The following is a 20,771-nucleotide window of genomic DNA, read 5'->3' on the forward strand; positions in this document are numbered from 1 at the left end:
TTCGACTAGCTGTTATCCATCATACCAAATTTTAATTCGGTGTTGGGATATGATTTGAAATAAAAAATTTTCAATACTCCTATCAACCACCTATACGCTTTTTGCCCCAGTACATAGTTTATAGTATCGAAACAAAAAAGGGGTGAATAAATATGTGGGATGATTGCAATGAACTAGATTGCAAAGACTCAAAATGCGTATGTAAAACCGTACGCAAAATAGCAGATGCACAAGATGCAGTTGATGATCCAGGTTGTGATGTCGGCTGTAAACAATCAATCGATGACCTATTATCACCATCAACACCATCGTCAGGAAATGACACGGTTCCTTTTATTTTGTATTGTAAAGGATCATGTCGTCCGTTTGTCGGTAATGGTATTTTACAAGGTACTACAGGAAATAATCGCACTTTCCGTTGCTTCGAATCACCGATATTCCGTGTTAGTAAAATTCATAAGGATTGTTGCGCCGACTTAGAATTATTGTTACCAGTAACTGAAGGAGGATCAACACCAGGCCCTGGGGGGCATGAAGTCTGTAACTACTTCCCTGGTAACTCGATTCGTAACTTGCAACGCACAGGCATTTGCGTCAAAGTTGATTTATGTGATTTCGTCGGTATTTCATGTCTTGAACCAGTACGCGCACTACCTGTTTCTGACTTTAATGCTAATAACTGCGGCTCCTCTCAATCTCAATCTCATTCTCATTCTTAAAGGAAGAAGGTTGGTATCGTTTTGCGGTACCAACCTTTTCTATGTTTAATTTAATACATAGCGGGGTATCGTAAAAGTGTTAAGCTTGCTTTACAAAGCTTGTGCTGATTATAAATAAACTAAAAAAATTCTTTATGATACGTGTTTGACAAAATACCTATAGGGGTATATAATTACAAATGTAACGTCAAACAACAACTTTTCAAACGTATCTCAGAAGGAGGTTGAAAACATGGAATACGATGCAAAAGTTAAAAATAGAATTAAGCGTCTTGAAGGTCAATTACGTGGAGCGTTGCGTATGATGGAAGAAGGCGAAGATTGCCAAGAAGTAATCAACCAACTTTCAGCAAGCCGTACAGCACTTGATCGGACCATTGGTGTGATTGTAAGTGAAAACTTAATTGAATGTGTACGCGATGCTGAAGAAAATGGTGAAAACACAGACGAACGTGTTAAAGAAGCCGTCAATTTACTCGTTAAAAGCCGTTAAGAAATTTAAAAAGCGAAACAAGTTGACAAAATATATTTTGAGCTTTAATATACCCCTCAGGGTATAAAATGAAACAAATGAAGGAGGATTTTAAAATGGAAATCGCAAAAACATTAGATGCAACAAGTTTGGCTTGTCCAATGCCTGTCGTAAAAACGAAAAAAGCAATTGAAGATGTAAATAGTGGCGAGGTTTTAGAAGTGCGAGCAACGGACGCTGGAGCAAAAAGTGATCTTGCCGCATGGACGAAATCATCAGGACACGAATTAGTTGATACGAAAGAAGAAGACGGCGTATATATATTCTACGTAAAGAAAGCATAATGTTTAATATTCTGTTGAAAAGGATAAACGAAATATAAGTAAATACTTTATAAGGAGGATTTTCAAAATGGAAATCGCAAAAACATTAGACGCAAAAGGTTTGGCATGCCCAATGCCAATCGTGAAGACGAAGAAAGCAATTGAAGATGTAAATAGTGGCGAGGTTTTAGAAGTGCAAGCAACAGACGCTGGAGCAAAAAGTGATCTTGCCGCATGGACGAAATCATCAGGGCATGAACTAGTTGATACGAAAGAAGAAGACGGCGTTTATACTTTTTACGTTAAAAAAGCTTAAAAATTTTAATCAAAACAATACCTTTAGGGGTATAAAACTACAGGAGGTTCAATCATGGCTGAGAAGAAAAAGACAAATATAATCCTATTTAGTGGAGAATACGATAAAGCGATGGCAGCTTATATTATTGCGAACGGAGCGGCTGCCTATGATCACGATGTTACAATCTTTCATACGTTCTGGGGCTTGAATGCCTTAAGAAAAGACGAAAAATTACGCCCACAAAAATCATTTATGGAGAAAATGTTCGGCAAAATGATGCCACGCGGTGCGAAAAACTTACCATTATCTAAAATGAACTTTGCAGGTATGGGTCCTCAAATGATTAAAAGTGTGATGAAAAAGCACAATGCAATGCCAGTTGAAGATTTAATTGATATGGCGAAAGAACAAGACGTCACGTTACTAGCGTGTACGATGACGATGGATCTTCTAGGTATTAAAGAAGAAGAGTTAATCGATGGTGTTGAATTAGGTGGCGTAGCTGCTTATATTGCAGAAGGTGAAGATGGAGCAGTTAACTTATTTATCTAAGTTAAAAACTGTGAATGAATTCATCATTTCAAAAGATACTATAAATGACAATGGGTGAAAGTGAGGATCTACAATGAAAGAGATTACCACAGATGAAGTGAAAGAGTTATTAGATCAAGATGCAGATGTAAAAGTGATTGATGTTCGTGAAACGGATGAAGTAGCAGAAGGTCATATTCCAGGTGCGAAAAACATTCCGCTCGGTTTATTGGAATTCCGAGAAAATGAATTAGATAAAAATGAAGACTATGTTATGGTTTGCCGTTCAGGTGGCCGTAGTGGTAAAGCGACGCAATATTTAGAAGAAAGCGGCTATAACGTCAAAAATATGGCCGGCGGTATGTTAGCTTGGGATGGACCGACAGCAAAATAACGCCCTTAAGTTGTTAGTCTAATTATAGACCATTATGGCAGTTTTTATAGAGTTTAACAAATGCGTGTTTCACGTGAAATATTGAATGATAATGAGGAGGTTTTTGATTATGAGTTTCAAAACACTAACAGTTAATGAATTAGCTAACAAGGTGATGAATCAAGAAGATGTCTTCCTACTAGATGTTCGTAGCGAAGATGCTTTCGAAGACTGGAAGGTTGAAAGCGATAGTTTCAATTATTTAAACAAGCCATATTTCGATCTTGTAGATGGTGTAGAGCCGATTAAAGAAGAAATTCCAGAAAATAAAGATGTTGTCGTGATTTGTGCCAAAGGTAATTCTTCTAAAATGGTTGCCGAGCAGCTAGCAGATGAAGGATTCGACAATATTTACTCTGTAGAAGGCGGTATGAGAGCTTGGAGTGAACACCTAGAGCCTGTTAAATTAGGTGATTTAGAAGACGGTGGCGAATTGTATCAATTCGTACGTCTAGGTAAAGGTTGCCTATCCTATATGATCGTATCTGACGGTGAAGCAGCAATTATTGATGCGACTCGTATGGCTGATACGTATATTAATTTCGCAGAAGAAAAAGGTGCAACAATCAAGCACGTATTCGATACGCACCTACACGCTGACCACATTTCTGGTGGCCGTACAATTGCGGATAAAACGGGTGCAACGTACTATCTACCACCGAAAGACGCTGAAGAGATTCAATTAGATTATGCACCAATTCAAGACCAGGAAGAAATCAAAGTTGGGTCATCTAAGATTGATGTTCAAGCGATTTATTCACCAGGCCACACAATTGGTTCAACTTCATTCATCGTGGATGATCAGTACTTGATGACAGGTGATATTCTATTTATCCAATCTATTGGTCGCCCAGATTTAGCAGGTAAAGCTGATGATTGGGTTGGTGACTTACGTGAGACACTATACGAACGCTACAAAGAACTATCAAACGACCTAATTGTACTACCAGCTCACTATTCATTTAAAGAAGAACAAAATGAAGATGGTTCAGTTCAAGAAAAACTAGGTGTTCTATTCGAACAAAATGATGGTCTACAAGTAGAAGATGAGGAAGAGTTCCGTAAGATGGTAACAGAAAACTTACCACCTCAACCAAACTCTCACGAAAGAGTTCGTATGACGAATATGGGTAAAGAAACTCCAGAACTTGAAGAGAAACGTGAAATGGAAGTCGGACCTAACCGTTGTGCTGTAAGATAAATAACTGAATAAAGAGGGAGGTTGTCTCCCTCTTTTTATTTTTCAAAACGAATTACCCTAGGGGGTGTTGGAATGGAATATAGTTTGCTATTTATGCTTGTCATCTTTTTGATTGGCTTCTTAGGATCATTTATCTCGGGCATGGTTGGGATCGGTGGTTCGATTGTTAAATATCCCATGCTATTATATATCCCACCACTTTTAGGATTTGCAGCATTTAGTGCCCATGAAGTATCAGGCATTAGTGCTGTTCAAGTATTCTTCGCCACGATTGGTGGTGTTTGGGCTTATCGTAAAGGTGGTTATTTAAATAAAGAATTGATTATCTATATGGGTGTCAGCATTTTAATAGGTAGCTTCATTGGTGGATTTGGTTCACGGTTTTTATCAGATGATGGTGTTAACTTCGTCTATGCCATGTTAGCGACTGTAGCTGTTGTGATGATGTTTATGCCTAAGAAAGGTGTGGACGATCAATCATTTGATCAAGTGACATTTAATAAAACATTAGCTGCAACATTAGCGTTTATTGTAGGTGTTGGTGCTGGTATTGTCGGTGCTGCTGGCGCTTTCGTGTTAGTGCCAATCATGTTATTAGTACTAAAAATACCGACTCGCATGACTATCGCGTCATCTTTGGCTATCACCTTTATTTCTTCAATCGGTGCAACGGCTGGTAAATTAATGACAGGACAAGTCTTATTAATTCCTGCCATTATCATGATTGTAGCTAGTTTAATTGCATCGCCATTAGGCGCGAATGCTGGTAAGAAGATTAATACGAAGTTATTACAAGGTATTTTATCTGTATTAATTATGACATCAGCTATCAAAATCTGGCTCGATTTTCTATGATATAATGAAACTCACCTTAGAATAGGTGGGTTTTTTGTATAGGTTTCAAAGGTAAACTATATAAGAGGGTATTATTTGAGTTACATAAAGTGAATGATAAGAATAGTCAGCTTCAACTTCTGGAGGGTGATTTACATGCGTGAAACGGAGGATTCGAAATATATTCAACAACACTTAGCGAATGAACGAACGTATTTAGCCTGGATTCGAACAGCCCTAGCGATTATGGGGATAGGCTTTTTAATCGTAAATATTCATTTTTCGACGGGTGCCAGTGTAGGTGGTCAGTCGGATCAGTTAGTTGAAATGATTGGAATTCTATCAGTTGTGATTGGGTTGGTTGCGATTGTTTTTTCGACGGTTCATTATGTGCGCAAGAAAAAACAAATTAACGATCAAACATTCACATCTTCCCTTCATCTCGTTTGGTTAATTTCGGCGTTAATGTTAGTTATGGCGGGACTGTTTTTCGCTTACTTTTATTTATACTAAGTCACGGAGTCATCTCATATTGTTTGTATGGGGTGACTTTTTTATATTGGATAGGCTTACGCGTTTAATTGGTGATTAAACAGATCGGTATGGTATATTATAAGTGTCATTAATTTAAGAAAGTGAGGCGTTATCGATGAATGAAATTACAACAGACGAAGTGAAACAGTTACTTGAAAATAAAGAGGACGTCAATTTACTCGATGTTCGCGAACCAGAAGAAATTGAACAAGGGCATATTCCTGGCATCAAACATATTCCACTTGGTTCATTAGAAGAACGCAAAGACGAGTTAAGTCAAGATCAGGAGCATGTCGTCATTTGCCGTTCAGGTAATCGCAGTGGTAAAGCTGTTCAGTACCTCGAGCAACATGGCTTCAACGCGAAGAATATGGTCGGTGGCATGCTAGATTGGAATGGTCCGGTAGAGCGGTCGTAAATTCGTGAAGCGCGATAACCTATTAAAAAGCACTCACTTGAAAAGTGTCAGACTGCCGAGAAATTCACGGCAGTCTGACACTTTTATAACAGATCGGGCTCTTTGTATGAGCTCTGACTTGTTAGACTAAGAGAAGTCAGTGATTTAAGTTTCTGATTGGATTAGAGGGAAGTAGAAATTGCGAAAATTTATATATGATATAACACTAAAGTATTTGAAAATGACTACTAAACAGTTGCTGAAAAAAAGTAATAAAGACAAAAACCGAAAAGAAATTGAATCAACCATGAGAGATTTTGAAAAACAACTCCAGGAGCACGGGATATTAGATGAATCAGGTTTGTTAGTTGGCTCCATTCCAAAACGAAAAGAGCCGTGTCACTTAGTTAATGCATTTGTTATTGCTCAGAAAAACGACGATGAAGAAAATTATTATATTCAAACGGCTAAAGTGTGGACTCATAAAAAGGATCGAAAAGTTCCAATTATTATCTCTCAGTCAATATTAGCAACTTTTTTGTTAACATTAGGCGTTCTTCTCGCTATGGAGCGTTTTGGGATCGAAGTTAGCACATGGATTGGTTTAATGGGATTTATGCCCATTTTCGGGATGATAGCCGCAGCATTCGGTTTAGGGAGGAAACGCTGGGTTTGGATCATTATAAACTTTGTATTCTCTCAACTGTATAGTTTATTACTATTCTAATTAAATTAAACACTATGTATTTATAAATAAGTAATCATAGCTACTAATAATAAAGTGAAATTCAACATAGTAAGACCTGCAATTTTCCATCCTCTTCCCATTAGTGCTATAAAAAAGCCGATAATTGGTAAAAAGAATAAAATTAAATAGTATATACCTTCGATTATCGTAGTCATATATTGATTTAAAAATATAAAAATCAACCATAACATAACAAACAAAAAAGAGATCAAAAGTGAACTTTTGTGTAATTTTTTTTCATAACCTTCGACCCAAGTTCTAGCAACTTGCATGTAAAAATCGTCTTCTTTTGCAAATCGATTGGTTATAAAAGCATCCATTAATTTAATCGAGCTTTTTGATTTAACGCGTTTAGGTCCTTCTGTTAAATGCGGTGTTAAATACTTTTTTTCAATTAATTGTTCTTCAAACGTTTTCATTAATTTATTCACTTTATTGTGAGTGAAATTTTTTTGTGATTTTATAAAGGTTTCCCTTTTTATTAACTGGTAGATAAGAAAACGAACAAACCCCAAATAAATTTTAGAATACAGGCTTCGAAACATTCTATTTAATTCATCCTCTCAGTTTGTTTTACTATTAAATCTAATCGTTATAAAATAATAAATCTGGTGGATTTTATAATGAACTTAGCCACTTAAGTCATAAAAAACGCCATGTGAATTTCATGTTATATTGAAGTTAACCACAACACTCAATAAAGGAATGAAATCACATGACGCCATTTAATGATAACATGCCCCGCACTAAGGGCAAACACTTAAGCGCGGATGAACGGTCAAAAATCCAAGTGTTAAAGCAGGAAGGCTATTCTCACCGTCAAATCGCCAAAGTATTAGGCTGTGCGCCGCAAACAATCAATAATGAGATTAAACGGGGTTCGGTGACGCAAGCAAGAGAACAGAAACAAAATGGCAAAACATACCGCTATACGCATCCCGTTTATTTCCCAGATGTCGGCCAACGTCAGTACGAAGAAAATCGGTTAAACTGCGGGCGTATACCGAAATGGGTTGGTATCCCTACATTCATAGAATGGGCGGATACCAAGATGCTTCAGGACGGATGGTCTCCAGACGCTGTCGTCGGTTATTTGAAAGTCCATTTTCCGTATGCCCAAGCCTTACTACCGTGCACTACCACACTCTATCATTGGATCAACATCGGCATTATGCGGACGAAGAATATTGACCTGCTTGAGAAAGTCAGTCGCGCACCTAGAAAGACCGGGCGGCACGGTAAAGAAAATAAGCGCAAGTTAGGTACTTCCATTGAAGAGCGGCCGAAACATATTGAAGACAGAGCAGAGTTCGGACACTGGGAAATTGATACGGTACTGGGCGTTAAAGGTGAAGATGATGAGGTATTACTCACCTTGGCCGAGCGTAAAACACGGTTTGAATGCGTTATTAAAGTCGACCGAAAGGATGCATCATCGATTTCAAAAGCCGTTCAGTCACTGGCCGAGCGAACCGGCACAGACATGCGCGCCATGTTTAAAACCATCACGTCAGATAACGGGTCGGAGTTCAGCACGTTAGAAACGGATTTAAAAGAAACGACCCAAGTCTATTTTAGTCATCCCTATGCATCTTATGAACGCGGCACCAGCGAAAATCAGCACAAATTGATTCGACGGTTTATACCGAAAAGTCACCCCATCAGTCAAGTGAGTCAGCAACAAACCTTACGCGTACAAACGTGGATGAATACCTATCCGCGGAAACAGCTCAATTATCGCACGCCACAGGAAGCACTCATGACAGAGGTCAAGGCAATAGCTTAGATAGTTGTGACATTTCGCTCCCCCCTAGGGGGGAGAGCGTCAACTCTCTTCATCTATTCACAATCTCCCCATAGCAGGGGCTGGCCCAGTGGCTAACTTGTACTTGAAATTTAGGAAATAATAAATCTCCTATGAAAATTGCTATTATTAATAAAAAACAATAACAGATATTCATAGGAGATACAAGAGAAGGTTATACTAATATACTAAATTAATATTTTTTTAAAATGCGTAGCGGGCTACGTGTTTTAGCAAGGCTACGATTGTGGCTATGGCTACACCCACTTGCCACCATATCGCTGCGACAAGAATTAACACAAATACTAAACCTGTTCTTTTTGTTTTATTTTTGTCCCAATCAACATCTTCTAGAACAATTTTTTCTTTCATATGAACTCCAGAAGATAACTCGCTTAGTATTTCTAATGTTAACCAATCTACTTCTATCCAAGGAAAAGAGCTTGAAGTACTAATATCAAAGGTGCTCAATCTAGCTTCAATAAGGTTGGTAATATCATCTTCTATAATACTGTCTATTTCTGCTCGGGCTTCTGCCACCTCACTGACACCTGGTAAAAGAGTCTCTTCCATCATCAAGTTTATTAGCTCATCTATTGTACCGTCTAAAAGGTCACCGTTAATAGCTTTATCTGCAGGTAAATCCCAAGCTACCTCACTAATGTTTCCCATAATAATAGACCCTGTCAAAGAACCCTTTAAGGGACCTAAATTAACATCGTATTGAGATGAATAGCTGATAGTTCCTTTAGAACTTGATGTGTAACCTTCGTCAACATCAGCGAAAGGAGAATTTATTGGGTGATATTCCACAGGATCGGGCTCTGGAAGAGTGGATCTCTTAACCTGTGTACGAAAACTTTCAAAATGCTCTAACATATTCGCAGGGCAAAGTTTTCCACTCCAGTGGTTGTGGGTAACCACGTTGTAAATCGGGATGTTATAATCACGCATTAATTTACGAACTAACACAGCTGCATTCCTTCTTGTTTGTACAAAATCTCCTCCGTTATTTACACATAATTCAATGCCGATACTATTTCTGTTTCCGTCTCCCGATCCATCACCAGCGTGAAAGCCTGATTCATTTGTAGGCAAGTGTTGGTAAATCACTCGGCTGTCATCTACAGTGAAATGCCAAGATGAAAGAGTGCTAGGATTTTGAACATAATTGGAATGCATAAAAGCAGTAGCTCCAGGAGCAGTATTGGCTGTTTCATGAATCGTAATATATCGAGGAAACATAGAATAACCAGGACGATTATAATTTAAAGTAGGAATAAACACCTGAGAAATGGAGATATCACCTAAATCACCGCCGATAAAATCAACACTTCCTGTGTCGTCCTCCTCTTCAGGAGAGGTACGAGCTTCCAACCCAAGGGAAGTCAGTGTTTCCGATCCTGCAATGCCGTCTACTCTTAATCCATTCATAATTTGATAGCGTCGAACTGCATCTTCTGTGTTGGGACCGTAAATTCCGTCAACGCCGTTGTTCTCAGCATCAATATCTGGATAGAAATTATTATCTACTAAGGCTTGTTGTAAGGCACGAACTGCGTCTCCCTTATCACCAGGTCGTAATGTGTCACCGTATGATCCGGAATCTCTTACGCTACCAGATCCTTCACCGCTGATCCCCAAAGACGTCAATGTTACTGGTCCTGCTATACCGTCTACCGTTAATCCATTCATGTTTTGATAACGACGAACAGCACCTTCTGTATTAGGTCCATAAATACCGTCTATTCCATAGTTTGGGGCATTTATTTCTGGATAAAAATTATTATCTACTAAGGCTTGCTGCAACATTCTCACAGCTTCCCCAGAATCGCCGTGTTGGAGTATTCCAGCATACCCCGCAGATCCTTCACCATCACCTTCGTCAAGAATTCCTAAGTTAGATAATGTTTCTGGACCTGCGATTCCATCTACCGTTAAGTTATGCATAATTTGATAGCGTCGAACTGCATCCTCTGTGTTAGGACCGTAAATTCCGTCAACGCCGTTGTTCTCAGCATCAATATCTGGATAGAAATTATTATCTACTAAGGCTTGTTGTAATACTCTAACGGACTCTCCAGAATTTCCTGGACTCAAAACAGTACTTTCGGAGATCTCTCCAGAATTTCCATCAATTAGTCCAAGGGAGGAAAGTGTTGAAGGCCCCGCAATGCCGTCTACTGTTAATTCATGAACGATTTGAAACCTGCGAACCGCATCTTCTGTGCTAGGTCCGTAAATTCCGTCCACACCGTTATTATCCGCATCAATATTTGGATAAAAGTTATTGTTAACTAAGGCCTGTTGTAACAAAATTACATCTTCACCTGAATCACCACTTTTTAGTACTGTATCTTTTGTAATAGTCAATTAAAACAACTCCCTTTTAAAATTAAATTTCGGTAATTTAGAATTGTTACTTCCTACTTTCAATTGATTGCCCCTCCTTTTAGTTCTCATATTATATAAAGTGTATTTAAGTAATTAAAAACAACCTCTTATCTTAAATTGCTCTAGAAATACATTAATAATCAATGATTAGAAGATGGCAACCAAAGGAGATACTGAAGTTTTTTAAATTGTGTTAATAATTTAAGTTAGTCCAAGATTATTTCTTGCTGTCTATTATATTGTTTAAAGTTATTCGCTTTTGAAGATTAAACACAACAAACTTTTTTCATTACTTAGGCTTCTTTTTTATTAGTTAAAGTTTAGATTTAACATTTTCTCTTAACTTTGTGATTGCAGATGTTAGCTCTGTGATCTTTTTTTCTAGTCTAATTAATAAATAAATCGTGATCGCAATGGGAAAACCAAAGTTTCCTATTAAGTCATATAATAAATTAACATCCATCTTATAGCCCCCTTTTTAATATAAAGAGAAAGCTTAAAACAAAAGTTTACTAATTATGAAATATTATTTGAAAACAAAAGTACTTAATCATATAATAGAACATATGTTCGATTTTTTGATAAAAAAAGTTGATTACTTGATGATTATTTCTCTTTTGAAATTAAGGAGGAATGGACATGTACGAGGCTTATTATTATGTAGATGAATTTGTTAATCAGAATCCTGAATTATTCGAACAACCGATCATAAAAAGTTTTTTCCAAGATCAAGATCATTTTCTTTTGCTTAAAAAAGCGATTGAGCATAACGATGAAAACGCAAACCAAGAATTAAATCAGCAGTTTATTAAGTTTTATATGACATATAGGTTGGTTAGTTATATATCAGTATTATCTAGAAGGTATACCAATGACTATGATCAAAAGCTAAAAAAGCACCAAGATCGCCATGTCTTAATTCTTGATAAACCAGTGTCAGAAGGTGATGATGCAGCTATTATTGATTTATTTCATGCAGAATATGACGATTATGATTTGCACGGAACTATAACAGACATATTCTCCGATGAGAGACTCATAAATGCGATCAATGACTTGTCTAACAAGAAAAAACGCATTTTAGAGTTAACGTTCATGGGGCAGTTATCAATTAAAGAGATTGCAGAATACTTCAATGATAGTTCTCAGAACATCTCTAAGCATAAACGGGATGCTGTTAACAAAATTAAAAGTAAATTGAGTTAGTCAGTTCTAGAAAGGGGTGAAAGATATGGAGGACTTAGATGAGAATGTCATCATTCATGAAACGCTCAAGATGATGAAACCAAAAATTAAGAAGAGCATCAATCATACCAGCTATCAAGAACAAGAGGACGTGGAGCAGGAAATCAATTTGAAAGTTGTTGAAGCTGTGAAAAGTGAGAAAATCAAACCGATTGATTTCTGGGAATTTGTTGAGAAGAATAAAAGTGAAAGGACATAATTTTTCCTAATTCCAATGAAGCAAGAGGTAAATGGATTTTGAATTTAAATTACCTGCCTTGTAGTCTGTTGGAAAATGGTGGATTTTATAATGAACTTAGCCACTTAAGTCATAAAAAACGCCATGTGAATTTCATGTTATATTGAAGTTAACCACAACACTCAATAAAGGAATGAAATCACATGACGCCATTTAATGATAACATGCCCCGCACTAAGGGCAAACACTTAAGCGCGGATGAACGGTCAAAAATCCAAGTGTTAAAGCAGGAAGGCTATTCTCACCGTCAAATCGCCAAAGTATTAGGCTGTGCGCCGCAAACAATCAATAATGAGATTAAACGGGGTTCGGTGACGCAAGCAAGAGAACAGAAACAAAATGGCAAAACATACCGCTATACGCATCCCGTTTATTTCCCAGATGTCGGCCAACGTCAGTACGAAGAAAATCGGTTAAACTGCGGGCGTATACCGAAATGGGTTGGTATCCCTACATTCATAGAATGGGCGGATACCAAGATGCTTCAGGACGGATGGTCTCCAGACGCTGTCGTCGGTTATTTGAAAGTCCATTTTCCGTATGCCCAAGCCTTACTACCGTGCACTACCACACTCTATCATTGGATCAACATCGGCATTATGCGGACGAAGAATATTGACCTGCTTGAGAAAGTCAGTCGCGCACCTAGAAAGACCGGGCGGCACGGTAAAGAAAATAAGCGCAAGTTAGGTACTTCCATTGAAGAGCGGCCGAAACATATTGAAGACAGAGCAGAGTTCGGACACTGGGAAATTGATACGGTACTGGGCGTTAAAGGTGAAGATGATGAGGTATTACTCACCTTGGCCGAGCGTAAAACACGGTTTGAATGCGTTATTAAAGTCGACCGAAAGGATGCATCATCGATTTCAAAAGCCGTTCAGTCACTGGCCGAGCGAACCGGCACAGACATGCGCGCCATGTTTAAAACCATCACGTCAGATAACGGGTCGGAGTTCAGCACGTTAGAAACGGATTTAAAAGAAACGACCCAAGTCTATTTTAGTCATCCCTATGCATCTTATGAACGCGGCACCAGCGAAAATCAGCACAAATTGATTCGACGGTTTATACCGAAAAGTCACCCCATCAGTCAAGTGAGTCAGCAACAAACCTTACGCGTACAAACGTGGATGAATACCTATCCGCGGAAACAGCTCAATTATCGCACGCCACAGGAAGCACTCATGACAGAGGTCAAGGCAATAGCTTAGATAGTTGTGACATTTCGCTCCCCCCTAGGGGGGAGAGCGTCAACTCTCTTCATCTATTCACAATCTCCCCATAGCAGGGGCTGGCCCAGTGGCTAACTTGTACTTGAAATTTAGGTCTGTTGGAAAATTTAATTATCATTTGGTTGTTTTATAAGTAGTAAATCGCTCTTTATATAGTAGATGCGCATCAAAAAAGTTTAAAGAGTGATTATTAATGGCATTAGTTACAAAAGTTATGAATCTTAAACAGGTACAAGATGCTGAACAATCTCATATGGCGTTTCACGATGAACTACAGTATGGTGCAGGACAAAGTACCGTTTCTTCAAATCTAGCAGGAGTATTATTATCATCGTTGAGCACACTGTTTGGTAGAACCGTTGGTACAATATCTACAGTTGCTTATGAGATGGTAAGTATTGCAGATAATCAGAATTCTGATGCAATTGCATCATATGTCAGAGGAGGTGCTATTGCCTTTGAACGTTTAGGTGATTTGTTGAGAAATGGTAACTATATTAATGTAGAATTTCAGTTTGTGAAATTAGATTATTGGAGTAATGCTTCGACACCAGACCACACTTATATGTCTGGGAATGTTCATGACCCAACATCTGCTTATATTATTCAACAAGTACAACAGTCAAATGGTAGTTGGGTTAGTTACACATCATAATATAATTCCAGATAATCAAGCATAAGTATTTGATTTTATGACTGTCGAGAGTCTTGTCTCGACAGTCATTTTTTATGGAAGTATGAAATAAATTACCGAATTTATTTCATATAATTATTATAGTTCCTTCCGTTAGGTGTTACAATGCTTATAATTAAACTAAAGTTTAGGATGATTATATGAGAGATAAGAAGAAAATCCTATTATTAGTCAGTACTATAATTGTCATTGGTTTAACGGTCTATTTTGTAAATGATTATATGAAATACACTACTTTTGAAAATGAGTTTAATACTGTTAAAGATGAATATAATCATGATGAAGAAATAGATATGGTGAGAATAGAACACCGAAGTTTTGATTCAGAAATGCTGCATGCAAAAAATTTAACTGATCAGAAAAAAATTCGTGAATTATCCGAGAACTTTTCTGATATAGAATTAAAAGAAAGTAATCACTATAATCTATCAAATAATGATCATTACCAAATTATTTTGCACCATTCAAATTCTCAACCTTCCACCTATATTTCTATATATGAAAATAAAATATTAATAAGTGAACCTTTCATTCATGGTTCTTATGAAGTTATTGACGAAAACAACTTATATACTTACTTAAATAACTCAAGTTTTGATTGGGATGAAGAATTAGAAATCGAAGAGTAAATTAATGTGTGACATGTAAGAAAAAGAATAAACGTCATCAGTTAAGTCATTATGATCACCTATAATAGTCCTCATGCAAAAATTAGGTGATTTTGAGTTCATCACTTTAATTATAAAGCGATTTCATATACAATATGAGTACAGAATTTTTAAACAATTAAATAAGTTTGACAACAATTCGAATGAGGTGATGGTCATGAGTGAAAACGTTTTAAAAGGTAGTAACAAACAACACAACTTAAACAATTATGAAGAAACATACCAAAACTTCAGCTGGGATGAAGCGAAACAGAACTTCACTTGGCATGAGACAGGTAAAGTGAATATCGCATATGAAGCGGTCGATCGTCATGCTGAAAATCCCGATAAAAAAGATCAGGTCGCGTTACAATACGTCTCACCTGACCGCAAGGAATCCTTAACATTTGATCAGTTGAAAAAACAAAGTAATCAGTTTGCGAATGTGTTAAAAAATCAAGGCATTGAGAAAGGTGATCGCGTGTTTTTATTCATGCCGAGGTCGCCTGAATTTTACGCGAGCTTCTTAGGTGTTTTAAAAGTCGGTGCCATTGCTGGGCCGTTGTTTGAAGCATTTATGGAGCAGGCGGTACAAGACCGTTTGGAAGATAGTGAAGCGGTTATGCTCATTACGACGCCTGAATTATTATCACGCGTACCTGAAGATCAATTGCCTGACTTAAAGAAAGTCGTCTTAGTCGGTGATTCAACTGATATTCCTGATGGTTATATCGATTATCATCAAGAAATGGCACAAGCGAGTGAATCATTCGATCTTGAATGGGTCGATTTAGAAGACGGTATGGTGATTCACTATACATCAGGTTCAACAGGTAAACCAAAAGGGGTTTATCATGTTCATAATGCAATGATCCAACATTATCAAACAGGTAAATGGGTGCTCGATTTACAAGAGGATGATGTGTATTGGTGCACGGCTGACCCAGGTTGGGTAACGGGCACGAGCTATGGTATCTTTGCGCCGTGGTTAAACGGGGTGACGAACGTCGTGGTTGGTGGTCGTTTTAGTCCAGAGGCATGGTACGGAACATTAGATGATTATCAAATTTCCGTATGGTATTCTGCGCCAACGGCATTCCGTAAGTTAATGAGCTCAGGTAAAGAGATCGTAGATGACTTTAAATTAGACAGTGTGCGTCATATTTTAAGTGTCGGTGAACCGTTAAACCCAGAAGTGATTCATTGGGGCAAGAAAGCCTTTAATTTACGGATTCACGATACGTGGTGGATGACCGAAACAGGTGCGCAATTGATCTGTAACTATCCAACGATGGATATTCGTCCTGGTTCGATGGGTAAACCGATTCCAGGTGTAACCGCAGCGATCGTGGATGACCAGGGTGAAGAATTGCCACCAAACCAAATGGGTAACTTAGCGATTAAAGCGGGTTGGCCAGCTCAGATGCGTGCAATTTGGAAACGTCCTGAGAAATTCGAAAGCTATTTCTTAAACGGTTGGTACGTGTCTGGTGATAGTGCTTACCAAGATGAAGATGGCTACTTCTGGTTCCAAGGACGTTTAGATGATGTCATTAATACATCAGGTGAACGTGTCGGTCCATTTGAAGTCGAAAGTAAGTTAATCGAACATGAAGCTGTCGCTGAAGCGGGCGTTATTGGTAAACCTGATCCTGAACGCGGTGAGATCATTAAAGCGTTTGTTGCGCTTAATGAGGGTTACGAAGAATCTGAAGACTTATTAGAAGAAATCCGTCAGTTCGTGAAGAAAGGGTTTGCGGCTCATGCAGCCCCACGTGAAATTCAAGTAACGGACGCCATTCCGAAAACACGTAGTGGTAAGATTATGCGTAGACTCCTTAAATCACGTGAACTAGGCCTACCAGAAGGCGATACGTCGACGTTAGAAGAATAATTAATGATTTTATTAACAGCACAGTACTCGAACATTATTCCGAGTGCTGTGCTTTTTCTTATGAAACAAGTTTAGATTCCCACAAAATAGGAAACTTAAATAAGTACAGACTACACAATAGAAAAAGGTGATCTTAATGGATGATAAACTTTACACATTTATTGGTGTTGGCATTGGACCTTTTAATTTAGGTTTAGCGGCATTAACTGAAGATTTGGATGACGTCGACAGAATCTTTTTCGATGAAACGCCGAAAATGAATTGGCATCCAGGCATGCTAATTGATGGGATGGATTTACAAGTATCGTTTTTAGCCGATCTGGTGACGTTCGCAGATCCAACAAGTCGGTATTCGTTTTTAAATTATTTGCATGACCATGAACGACTATATAAATTTTTCTTTTATCATCGCTTAGAAATTCCGCGTCAAGAATATAATGATTACTTACAGTGGGCAGCAGCTCAGATTAATGGCCTTTATTACGGGCATCGCGTGGTAGATGTGATTGATCATCATGACGCCCCTGAACCTCATTATGAAGTGGTTGTAGAAGACGTCGAACAAGGTGAGACGTCACATTATTATACAAAGCATGTCGTGATGGCAACGGGATCCAAACCGCTTGTGTTAAATGCAGCGGAAGATTTGCCCGAAGAAGATGTCTTGCATACAAGTCAATATTTAGAACATAAGAATGAATTGTTAAAGTCAGACCATGTGACGGTAGTTGGATCAGGTCAAAGTGCAGCAGAAGTGTTCTATGATTTATTACAGGAAAGGAATAATTATCCTTTTCATATTACGTGGTTTACGCGCAGTAAAGGGATTTTCCAGCTTGAAGCAGCGAGTATTGGACAGGAGTTTTTCTCGCCGAAGTATGTGGATTATTTCCATCAATTAGAGTTTGATAAACGTATGCGGACATTAGAGACGTTAGATCCGTTGCGTAACGGGGTGGATGTGAAGACGTTGGATCATATTTATCATTTATTATATAATTTCTCGATCGGTGAAACAGACCCACAAATAACGATTCAACCGTTAACGGAAGTAAATGATATTAAGCAGAAAAACGGTTCATATGAATTGGTCTGTCAGCAGTGGCAGGAAGAACAATCATTTGAATATGACACTGAAAAAGTAGTGTTAGCGACAGGTTATAAGCCTGATATTCCTAAATGGTTCACGGACCGCTTTGAAGACAGAGTTAAATGGGAAAATAAAGATAAATGGATGTATGATCTGACGCGTGAATATCGCCTGCAATTCAACGATGAACGTGAGCATCAGTTCTATGTGGTGACGAATATTGATCATTCTCATGGTACAGCGGCGACGAATTTAGGGCTTGCTGTTCAACGGAATATGGAAATCATTAATGATATCGTTGGAAAACAGGTTTATAAAGCGCAGGATCATGCGATTTTCCAACAATTTCGCTATGAGTAGGACTGGGTGAAGTCGTTTGATTTTATCGGTAACGGGAATAGTGTTAATAACAAAAACGATGAGGTCAAGGAGGGGTTCGCTATGTTTAAACGGATTGCGTGTCTCATGACGAATGACTTCAAAGACCGAGAATACACAGATCCAGCCTATGCGTTTCGTGAAGCGGGACATTCAGTAGAGACGATTGAGAAGCTTGGTGATCAAGTGGTGAAAGGCAAGCGCGGGGAAGTTGAAGTGGCGGTTGATTATGGTATTAATGATGTCACTCCCGACCAATTTGATGCTTTGTTTATTCCTGGAGGCTTTTCGCCTGATCAATTGCGAGCAGATGACCGATTTGTTCAGTTCGCTCGTGATTTTATGGAACAAAATAAACCCGTATTTGCGATTTGCCATGGACCACAATTATTGATCACAGCTAAAACTTTAAAAGACCGTCATGTCACAGGTTATGATTCTATTGTCGTCGACTTAGAAAATGCAGGTGCTATTTATCATGACCAGCCCGTTGTCGTCTGTCATAACCTTGTAACGAGTCGAAACCCTGATGATATTCCAGATTTTAATCGTGAATCCTTAAAACAGTTATGAGCTAGATTCATCTAGCTCATAACTTGTTCATAGAAGGTGGTGAGTTCGTTTGATTATAACAGAACGAGAAGATTCATTTATCATGATTCGCCAACATGATCATGCGCTTGTAAGCGGCGAAATAGCGAAGCAATGGTTATCTAACATTTTCGAAGGAGAGAAGTGGCGCGATCAAGTGGAATATGCCGTGTCTCATCATGACTATGCTTGGATTCCTCTAGATGCAGAACCTATTTGGAACGATGATAAAGGTCAGCCGCATTCATTTATGTATTATCCCGTCAAACCGAAAGTCGAGCATTATTCATGGGGAGTCGACCAGGTTCATAAACAGTCGGCATATGCAGCTCTATTATGCAGTTGGCATTATGCGTCATTTTTTGACCAACAATCTGATGATCCGACCATTTCCGAATTTATTACCCGGGAAATAAATCGACAACAATCGATTAAGCAACAATCATTACCCGAGCAATCTGAGCAAGACTTTCATTTTAAGTTACTGCAATTCTGTGATGATTTGTCGCTTTATATGTGCTTAAATGAACCAGGAACACCCAAACATGAAGAGGTTAAAATGTTCAAAGATGGGTTCAGACAACACTTTCAAGGCTTGGACGAGCCTATACAAGCAAAATGGCTAGACGAACAACGAATTGCTGTTTCGCCTAACCCATTTAAGGAGCCATTTCACCTGCCAATTCCAGTTAAAGAAGTGGATAAAGAATTAATTAACAGTCGCGGTCTTCAGCAAGCGTTTGACTTAACGGAATTTGATGAACGCCATGTCTATTTAGTCTAATTTTCGAATATTAAATTCGTGATCAAGCAATGCCCAGTTCTGAGGAAAAGCTAAGCCGAGTTTCCAATAACTAATCCCTCGCAAACCTTTTTCTTTAATAAGATCGAATTTGGTTTGAATACTTCTAGCGTCTTCAAACCAGACTTCGTGTTGGTTCCCATCTTCATCCCAATAATAGAAGTAGGGTGCTTGCGCTTCTTCATCGAATTCGATCGCTTGATTGTATTCACGGGCCAGTTGAATGCCTTGATTGGGACTAATGGCTTGAGCGGGGTCGCCGCCTTCTTCATAAGGCAATGTCCAGTCATAGCCATAAGTATTTTGACCAAGCATAATCTTATCGGCAGGAATTTCAGTTAATGCGTATTCAACTACATCGGTGACGGGACCAATCGGCGATACAGCCATAGCTGGACCACCACTATAACCCCATTCATACGTCATAAGCACAACGAAATCGACAATGTCACCGTGGGCAGCATAATCATGTGCTTCGTACCACGCACCTGTTTGTTCGGCGCTTGTTTTCGGTGCAAGGGCTGTTGAAATCATCAAACCTTCTGGAGATAAACGGTCTTTTGCGGTTTGGAGAAATTGATTGTAAGCCTCTCGCATATCGGTAGGTAAGAACTCAAAGTCGAAATGAATATCTTGATACCCAACTTCGTTTGCTGTTGCGATAATTTGGCTAAATAATTCGTCTTGTACTTGCTCATTCGTTAGTATTCTACGGCCAAGCTCTTGATCGAAAGAGCCATCACGTAAATTGGTAATGACCATCATCAGCGCAGTCTGATTTTCGCTAGCAATCTCAGGTAATGGCTCAATTGGCGGTGGTGTTAATGTACCATCATCATTTACTTCATAACTAAATAATCCTAAGTACGTTAATAAAGGTGTACGATTCATTGCAGATTCAATCAGTTGATCGCTTACCGTATCCCCGAACGGTTCGACATAGGCATTAGTTGATATAGTGGTTTTGGATGGCTGAGGAATAGATAAGACTTGCCCGATCATTAATGGTTCATTGTAATCCAAATCATTATACTCAGCTAATTCTTCAAACGGGATATTCAGTTTTTGACCAATCGAATAAAAACTGTCACCAGCTTGCACTGTATACTCATCATTAGGGATGATGAGTGTTTGCCCGACGACTAAATCATTTGGCGTTTCTAATTGATTAATCATAATCAACTCATCTGCTGATGCTTGATAACGATTGGCGATTGAATATAAGGAATCACCTCGTTCGACGACATGAATTAACATAAACGCACTCCT

At 38.5% G+C, this 20,771-nt stretch carries 25 protein-coding genes; 21 read left to right on the top strand and 4 right to left on the bottom strand.

The genetic code is table 11. The annotated features are described in order from the left end of the window. Positions 1-152: 152 nt before the first annotated feature. The 11 genes from ACKXGF_RS00085 (at position 153) to ACKXGF_RS00135 (ending at position 6,469) form a co-directional block, all read left to right on the top strand. On the top strand, positions 153-719 hold the full coding sequence (locus ACKXGF_RS00085) for a CotY/CotZ family spore coat protein (protein ID WP_411954371.1): 567 nt from the start codon (positions 153-155) through the stop codon (positions 717-719). A gap of 232 nt (positions 720-951) precedes the next feature. Then, entirely contained in the window at positions 952-1,212 is a 261-nt protein-coding gene (locus ACKXGF_RS00090; protein ID WP_411954372.1) for a metal-sensitive transcriptional regulator, read from the top strand. 95 nt (positions 1,213-1,307) lie between these two features. Then, positions 1,308-1,535, top strand: coding sequence for a sulfurtransferase TusA family protein (locus tag ACKXGF_RS00095; protein ID WP_411954373.1), 228 nt, complete (start codon positions 1,308-1,310; stop codon positions 1,533-1,535). 67 nt (positions 1,536-1,602) lie between these two features. After that, positions 1,603-1,830, top strand: a complete 228-nt coding sequence (locus tag ACKXGF_RS00100; protein WP_411954374.1) for a sulfurtransferase TusA family protein — start codon at positions 1,603-1,605, stop codon at positions 1,828-1,830. 54 nt (positions 1,831-1,884) lie between these two features. Next, entirely contained in the window at positions 1,885-2,364 is a 480-nt protein-coding gene (locus tag ACKXGF_RS00105) for a DsrE/DsrF/DrsH-like family protein (RefSeq protein WP_411954375.1), read from the top strand. 73 nt (positions 2,365-2,437) lie between these two features. Further along, complete coding sequence (locus ACKXGF_RS00110) at positions 2,438-2,737, top strand: rhodanese-like domain-containing protein (RefSeq protein WP_411954376.1); 300 nt, start codon at positions 2,438-2,440, stop codon at positions 2,735-2,737. Between the two features lie 109 nt (positions 2,738-2,846). After that, entirely contained in the window at positions 2,847-3,977 is a 1,131-nt protein-coding gene (locus ACKXGF_RS00115; protein ID WP_411954377.1) for an MBL fold metallo-hydrolase, read from the top strand. Between the two features lie 72 nt (positions 3,978-4,049). Further along, positions 4,050-4,832, top strand: coding sequence for a sulfite exporter TauE/SafE family protein (locus ACKXGF_RS00120; protein ID WP_411954378.1), 783 nt, complete (start codon positions 4,050-4,052; stop codon positions 4,830-4,832). 135 nt (positions 4,833-4,967) lie between these two features. Then, positions 4,968-5,324 carry a YidH family protein gene (locus ACKXGF_RS00125; protein WP_167262979.1) on the top strand — a complete coding sequence of 119 codons (357 nt, stop codon included), beginning with the start codon at positions 4,968-4,970 and terminating at the stop codon, positions 5,322-5,324. Between the two features lie 136 nt (positions 5,325-5,460). Further along, entirely contained in the window at positions 5,461-5,763 is a 303-nt protein-coding gene (locus ACKXGF_RS00130; protein WP_411954379.1) for a rhodanese-like domain-containing protein, read from the top strand. A 178-nt stretch (positions 5,764-5,941) separates the two neighbouring features. Beyond that, on the top strand, positions 5,942-6,469 hold the full coding sequence (locus tag ACKXGF_RS00135; protein WP_411954380.1) for a hypothetical protein: 528 nt from the start codon (positions 5,942-5,944) through the stop codon (positions 6,467-6,469). Positions 6,470-6,489: 20 nt separating this feature from the next. Here ACKXGF_RS00135 and ACKXGF_RS00140 read toward each other — a convergent pair whose 3' ends face one another. Further along, positions 6,490-6,909, bottom strand: a complete 420-nt coding sequence (locus ACKXGF_RS00140; protein WP_411954381.1) for a hypothetical protein — start codon at positions 6,907-6,909, stop codon at positions 6,490-6,492. 296 nt (positions 6,910-7,205) lie between these two features. Here ACKXGF_RS00140 and ACKXGF_RS00145 point away from each other — a divergent pair, with 296 nt between their 5' ends. Continuing rightward, positions 7,206-8,276 (top strand): IS30 family transposase, encoded by a 1,071-nt coding sequence (locus ACKXGF_RS00145; protein ID WP_411953264.1) that lies wholly within the window; start codon positions 7,206-7,208, stop codon positions 8,274-8,276. Positions 8,277-8,498: 222 nt separating this feature from the next. Here ACKXGF_RS00145 and ACKXGF_RS00150 read toward each other — a convergent pair whose 3' ends face one another. Together ACKXGF_RS00150 and ACKXGF_RS00155 are read right to left on the bottom strand one after the other, a co-directional pair. Next, complete coding sequence (locus tag ACKXGF_RS00150) at positions 8,499-10,667, bottom strand: peptidoglycan-binding protein (RefSeq protein WP_411954382.1); 2,169 nt, start codon at positions 10,665-10,667, stop codon at positions 8,499-8,501. A gap of 334 nt (positions 10,668-11,001) precedes the next feature. Further along, complete coding sequence (locus ACKXGF_RS00155; RefSeq protein ID WP_167262962.1) at positions 11,002-11,151, bottom strand: YvrJ family protein; 150 nt, start codon at positions 11,149-11,151, stop codon at positions 11,002-11,004. A 176-nt stretch (positions 11,152-11,327) separates the two neighbouring features. Here ACKXGF_RS00155 and ACKXGF_RS00160 point away from each other — a divergent pair, with 176 nt between their 5' ends. The 9 genes from ACKXGF_RS00160 to ACKXGF_RS00200 all read left to right on the top strand — a co-directional run bounded on the left by ACKXGF_RS00160 (position 11,328) and on the right by ACKXGF_RS00200 (position 19,484). Then, positions 11,328-11,894, top strand: coding sequence for a sigma factor-like helix-turn-helix DNA-binding protein (locus ACKXGF_RS00160; protein WP_411954383.1), 567 nt, complete (start codon positions 11,328-11,330; stop codon positions 11,892-11,894). Positions 11,895-11,919: 25 nt separating this feature from the next. Beyond that, entirely contained in the window at positions 11,920-12,132 is a 213-nt protein-coding gene (locus ACKXGF_RS00165) for a hypothetical protein (RefSeq protein ID WP_411954384.1), read from the top strand. A 182-nt stretch (positions 12,133-12,314) separates the two neighbouring features. Then, positions 12,315-13,385, top strand: a complete 1,071-nt coding sequence (locus ACKXGF_RS00170; RefSeq protein ID WP_411953264.1) for an IS30 family transposase — start codon at positions 12,315-12,317, stop codon at positions 13,383-13,385. A gap of 214 nt (positions 13,386-13,599) precedes the next feature. Next, positions 13,600-14,061 carry a hypothetical protein gene (locus ACKXGF_RS00175; RefSeq protein WP_167262956.1) on the top strand — a complete coding sequence of 154 codons (462 nt, stop codon included), beginning with the start codon at positions 13,600-13,602 and terminating at the stop codon, positions 14,059-14,061. Between the two features lie 179 nt (positions 14,062-14,240). Next, on the top strand, positions 14,241-14,729 hold the full coding sequence (locus tag ACKXGF_RS00180) for a hypothetical protein (RefSeq protein WP_411954385.1): 489 nt from the start codon (positions 14,241-14,243) through the stop codon (positions 14,727-14,729). Between the two features lie 190 nt (positions 14,730-14,919). Then, a complete protein-coding gene (gene acsA / locus ACKXGF_RS00185) occupies positions 14,920-16,641 on the top strand; it encodes an acetate--CoA ligase (RefSeq protein ID WP_411954386.1) in 1,722 nt (573 codons plus the stop codon). Positions 16,642-16,777: 136 nt separating this feature from the next. Beyond that, positions 16,778-18,091, top strand: a complete 1,314-nt coding sequence (locus ACKXGF_RS00190; protein ID WP_411954387.1) for a lysine N(6)-hydroxylase/L-ornithine N(5)-oxygenase family protein — start codon at positions 16,778-16,780, stop codon at positions 18,089-18,091. Between the two features lie 81 nt (positions 18,092-18,172). Continuing rightward, a complete protein-coding gene (locus ACKXGF_RS00195; protein ID WP_411954388.1) occupies positions 18,173-18,682 on the top strand; it encodes a type 1 glutamine amidotransferase domain-containing protein in 510 nt (169 codons plus the stop codon). A gap of 49 nt (positions 18,683-18,731) precedes the next feature. Beyond that, the gene (locus ACKXGF_RS00200; protein WP_411954389.1) at positions 18,732-19,484 is read left to right on the top strand and encodes a DUF3891 family protein; all 753 of its coding nucleotides are present in this window, start codon (positions 18,732-18,734) and stop codon (positions 19,482-19,484) included. Here the strand turns inward: ACKXGF_RS00200 and ACKXGF_RS00205 are convergent. Next, complete coding sequence (locus tag ACKXGF_RS00205; protein WP_411954390.1) at positions 19,476-20,759, bottom strand: LysM peptidoglycan-binding domain-containing protein; 1,284 nt, start codon at positions 20,757-20,759, stop codon at positions 19,476-19,478. The genes ACKXGF_RS00200 and ACKXGF_RS00205 overlap by 9 nt on opposite strands. Positions 20,760-20,771: the final 12 nt, after the last annotated feature.

Origin of the sequence: Alkalibacillus sp. S2W (assembly GCF_046764385.1) — a bacterium.
GTDB classification, from domain to species: domain Bacteria; phylum Bacillota; class Bacilli; order Bacillales; family Alkalibacillaceae; genus Alkalibacillus; species Alkalibacillus almallahensis.

Bases quoted from the DNA above. Each gene is read 5' to 3' on its own strand.
- ACKXGF_RS00085 (WP_411954371.1), top strand. From the start codon at position 153: ATGTGGGATGATTGCAATGAACTAGATTGCAAAGACTCAAAATGCGTA.
- ACKXGF_RS00090 (WP_411954372.1), top strand. From the start codon at position 952: ATGGAATACGATGCAAAAGTTAAAAATAGAATTAAGCGTCTTGAAGGT.
- ACKXGF_RS00095 (WP_411954373.1), top strand. From the start codon at position 1,308: ATGGAAATCGCAAAAACATTAGATGCAACAAGTTTGGCTTGTCCAATG.
- ACKXGF_RS00100 (WP_411954374.1), top strand. From the start codon at position 1,603: ATGGAAATCGCAAAAACATTAGACGCAAAAGGTTTGGCATGCCCAATG.
- ACKXGF_RS00105 (WP_411954375.1), top strand. From the start codon at position 1,885: ATGGCTGAGAAGAAAAAGACAAATATAATCCTATTTAGTGGAGAATAC.
- ACKXGF_RS00110 (WP_411954376.1), top strand. From the start codon at position 2,438: ATGAAAGAGATTACCACAGATGAAGTGAAAGAGTTATTAGATCAAGAT.
- ACKXGF_RS00115 (WP_411954377.1), top strand. From the start codon at position 2,847: ATGAGTTTCAAAACACTAACAGTTAATGAATTAGCTAACAAGGTGATG.
- ACKXGF_RS00120 (WP_411954378.1), top strand. From the start codon at position 4,050: ATGGAATATAGTTTGCTATTTATGCTTGTCATCTTTTTGATTGGCTTC.
- ACKXGF_RS00125 (WP_167262979.1), top strand. From the start codon at position 4,968: ATGCGTGAAACGGAGGATTCGAAATATATTCAACAACACTTAGCGAAT.
- ACKXGF_RS00130 (WP_411954379.1), top strand. From the start codon at position 5,461: ATGAATGAAATTACAACAGACGAAGTGAAACAGTTACTTGAAAATAAA.
- ACKXGF_RS00140 (WP_411954381.1), bottom strand. From the start codon at position 6,909: ATGAAAACGTTTGAAGAACAATTAATTGAAAAAAAGTATTTAACACCG.
- ACKXGF_RS00145 (WP_411953264.1), top strand. From the start codon at position 7,206: ATGACGCCATTTAATGATAACATGCCCCGCACTAAGGGCAAACACTTA.
- ACKXGF_RS00155 (WP_167262962.1), bottom strand. From the start codon at position 11,151: ATGGATGTTAATTTATTATATGACTTAATAGGAAACTTTGGTTTTCCC.
- ACKXGF_RS00160 (WP_411954383.1), top strand. From the start codon at position 11,328: ATGTACGAGGCTTATTATTATGTAGATGAATTTGTTAATCAGAATCCT.
- ACKXGF_RS00165 (WP_411954384.1), top strand. From the start codon at position 11,920: ATGGAGGACTTAGATGAGAATGTCATCATTCATGAAACGCTCAAGATG.
- ACKXGF_RS00170 (WP_411953264.1), top strand. From the start codon at position 12,315: ATGACGCCATTTAATGATAACATGCCCCGCACTAAGGGCAAACACTTA.
- ACKXGF_RS00175 (WP_167262956.1), top strand. From the start codon at position 13,600: ATGGCATTAGTTACAAAAGTTATGAATCTTAAACAGGTACAAGATGCT.
- ACKXGF_RS00180 (WP_411954385.1), top strand. From the start codon at position 14,241: ATGAGAGATAAGAAGAAAATCCTATTATTAGTCAGTACTATAATTGTC.
- acsA (WP_411954386.1), top strand. From the start codon at position 14,920: ATGGTCATGAGTGAAAACGTTTTAAAAGGTAGTAACAAACAACACAAC.
- ACKXGF_RS00190 (WP_411954387.1), top strand. From the start codon at position 16,778: ATGGATGATAAACTTTACACATTTATTGGTGTTGGCATTGGACCTTTT.
- ACKXGF_RS00195 (WP_411954388.1), top strand. From the start codon at position 18,173: ATGTTTAAACGGATTGCGTGTCTCATGACGAATGACTTCAAAGACCGA.
- ACKXGF_RS00205 (WP_411954390.1), bottom strand. From the start codon at position 20,759: ATGTTAATTCATGTCGTCGAACGAGGTGATTCCTTATATTCAATCGCC.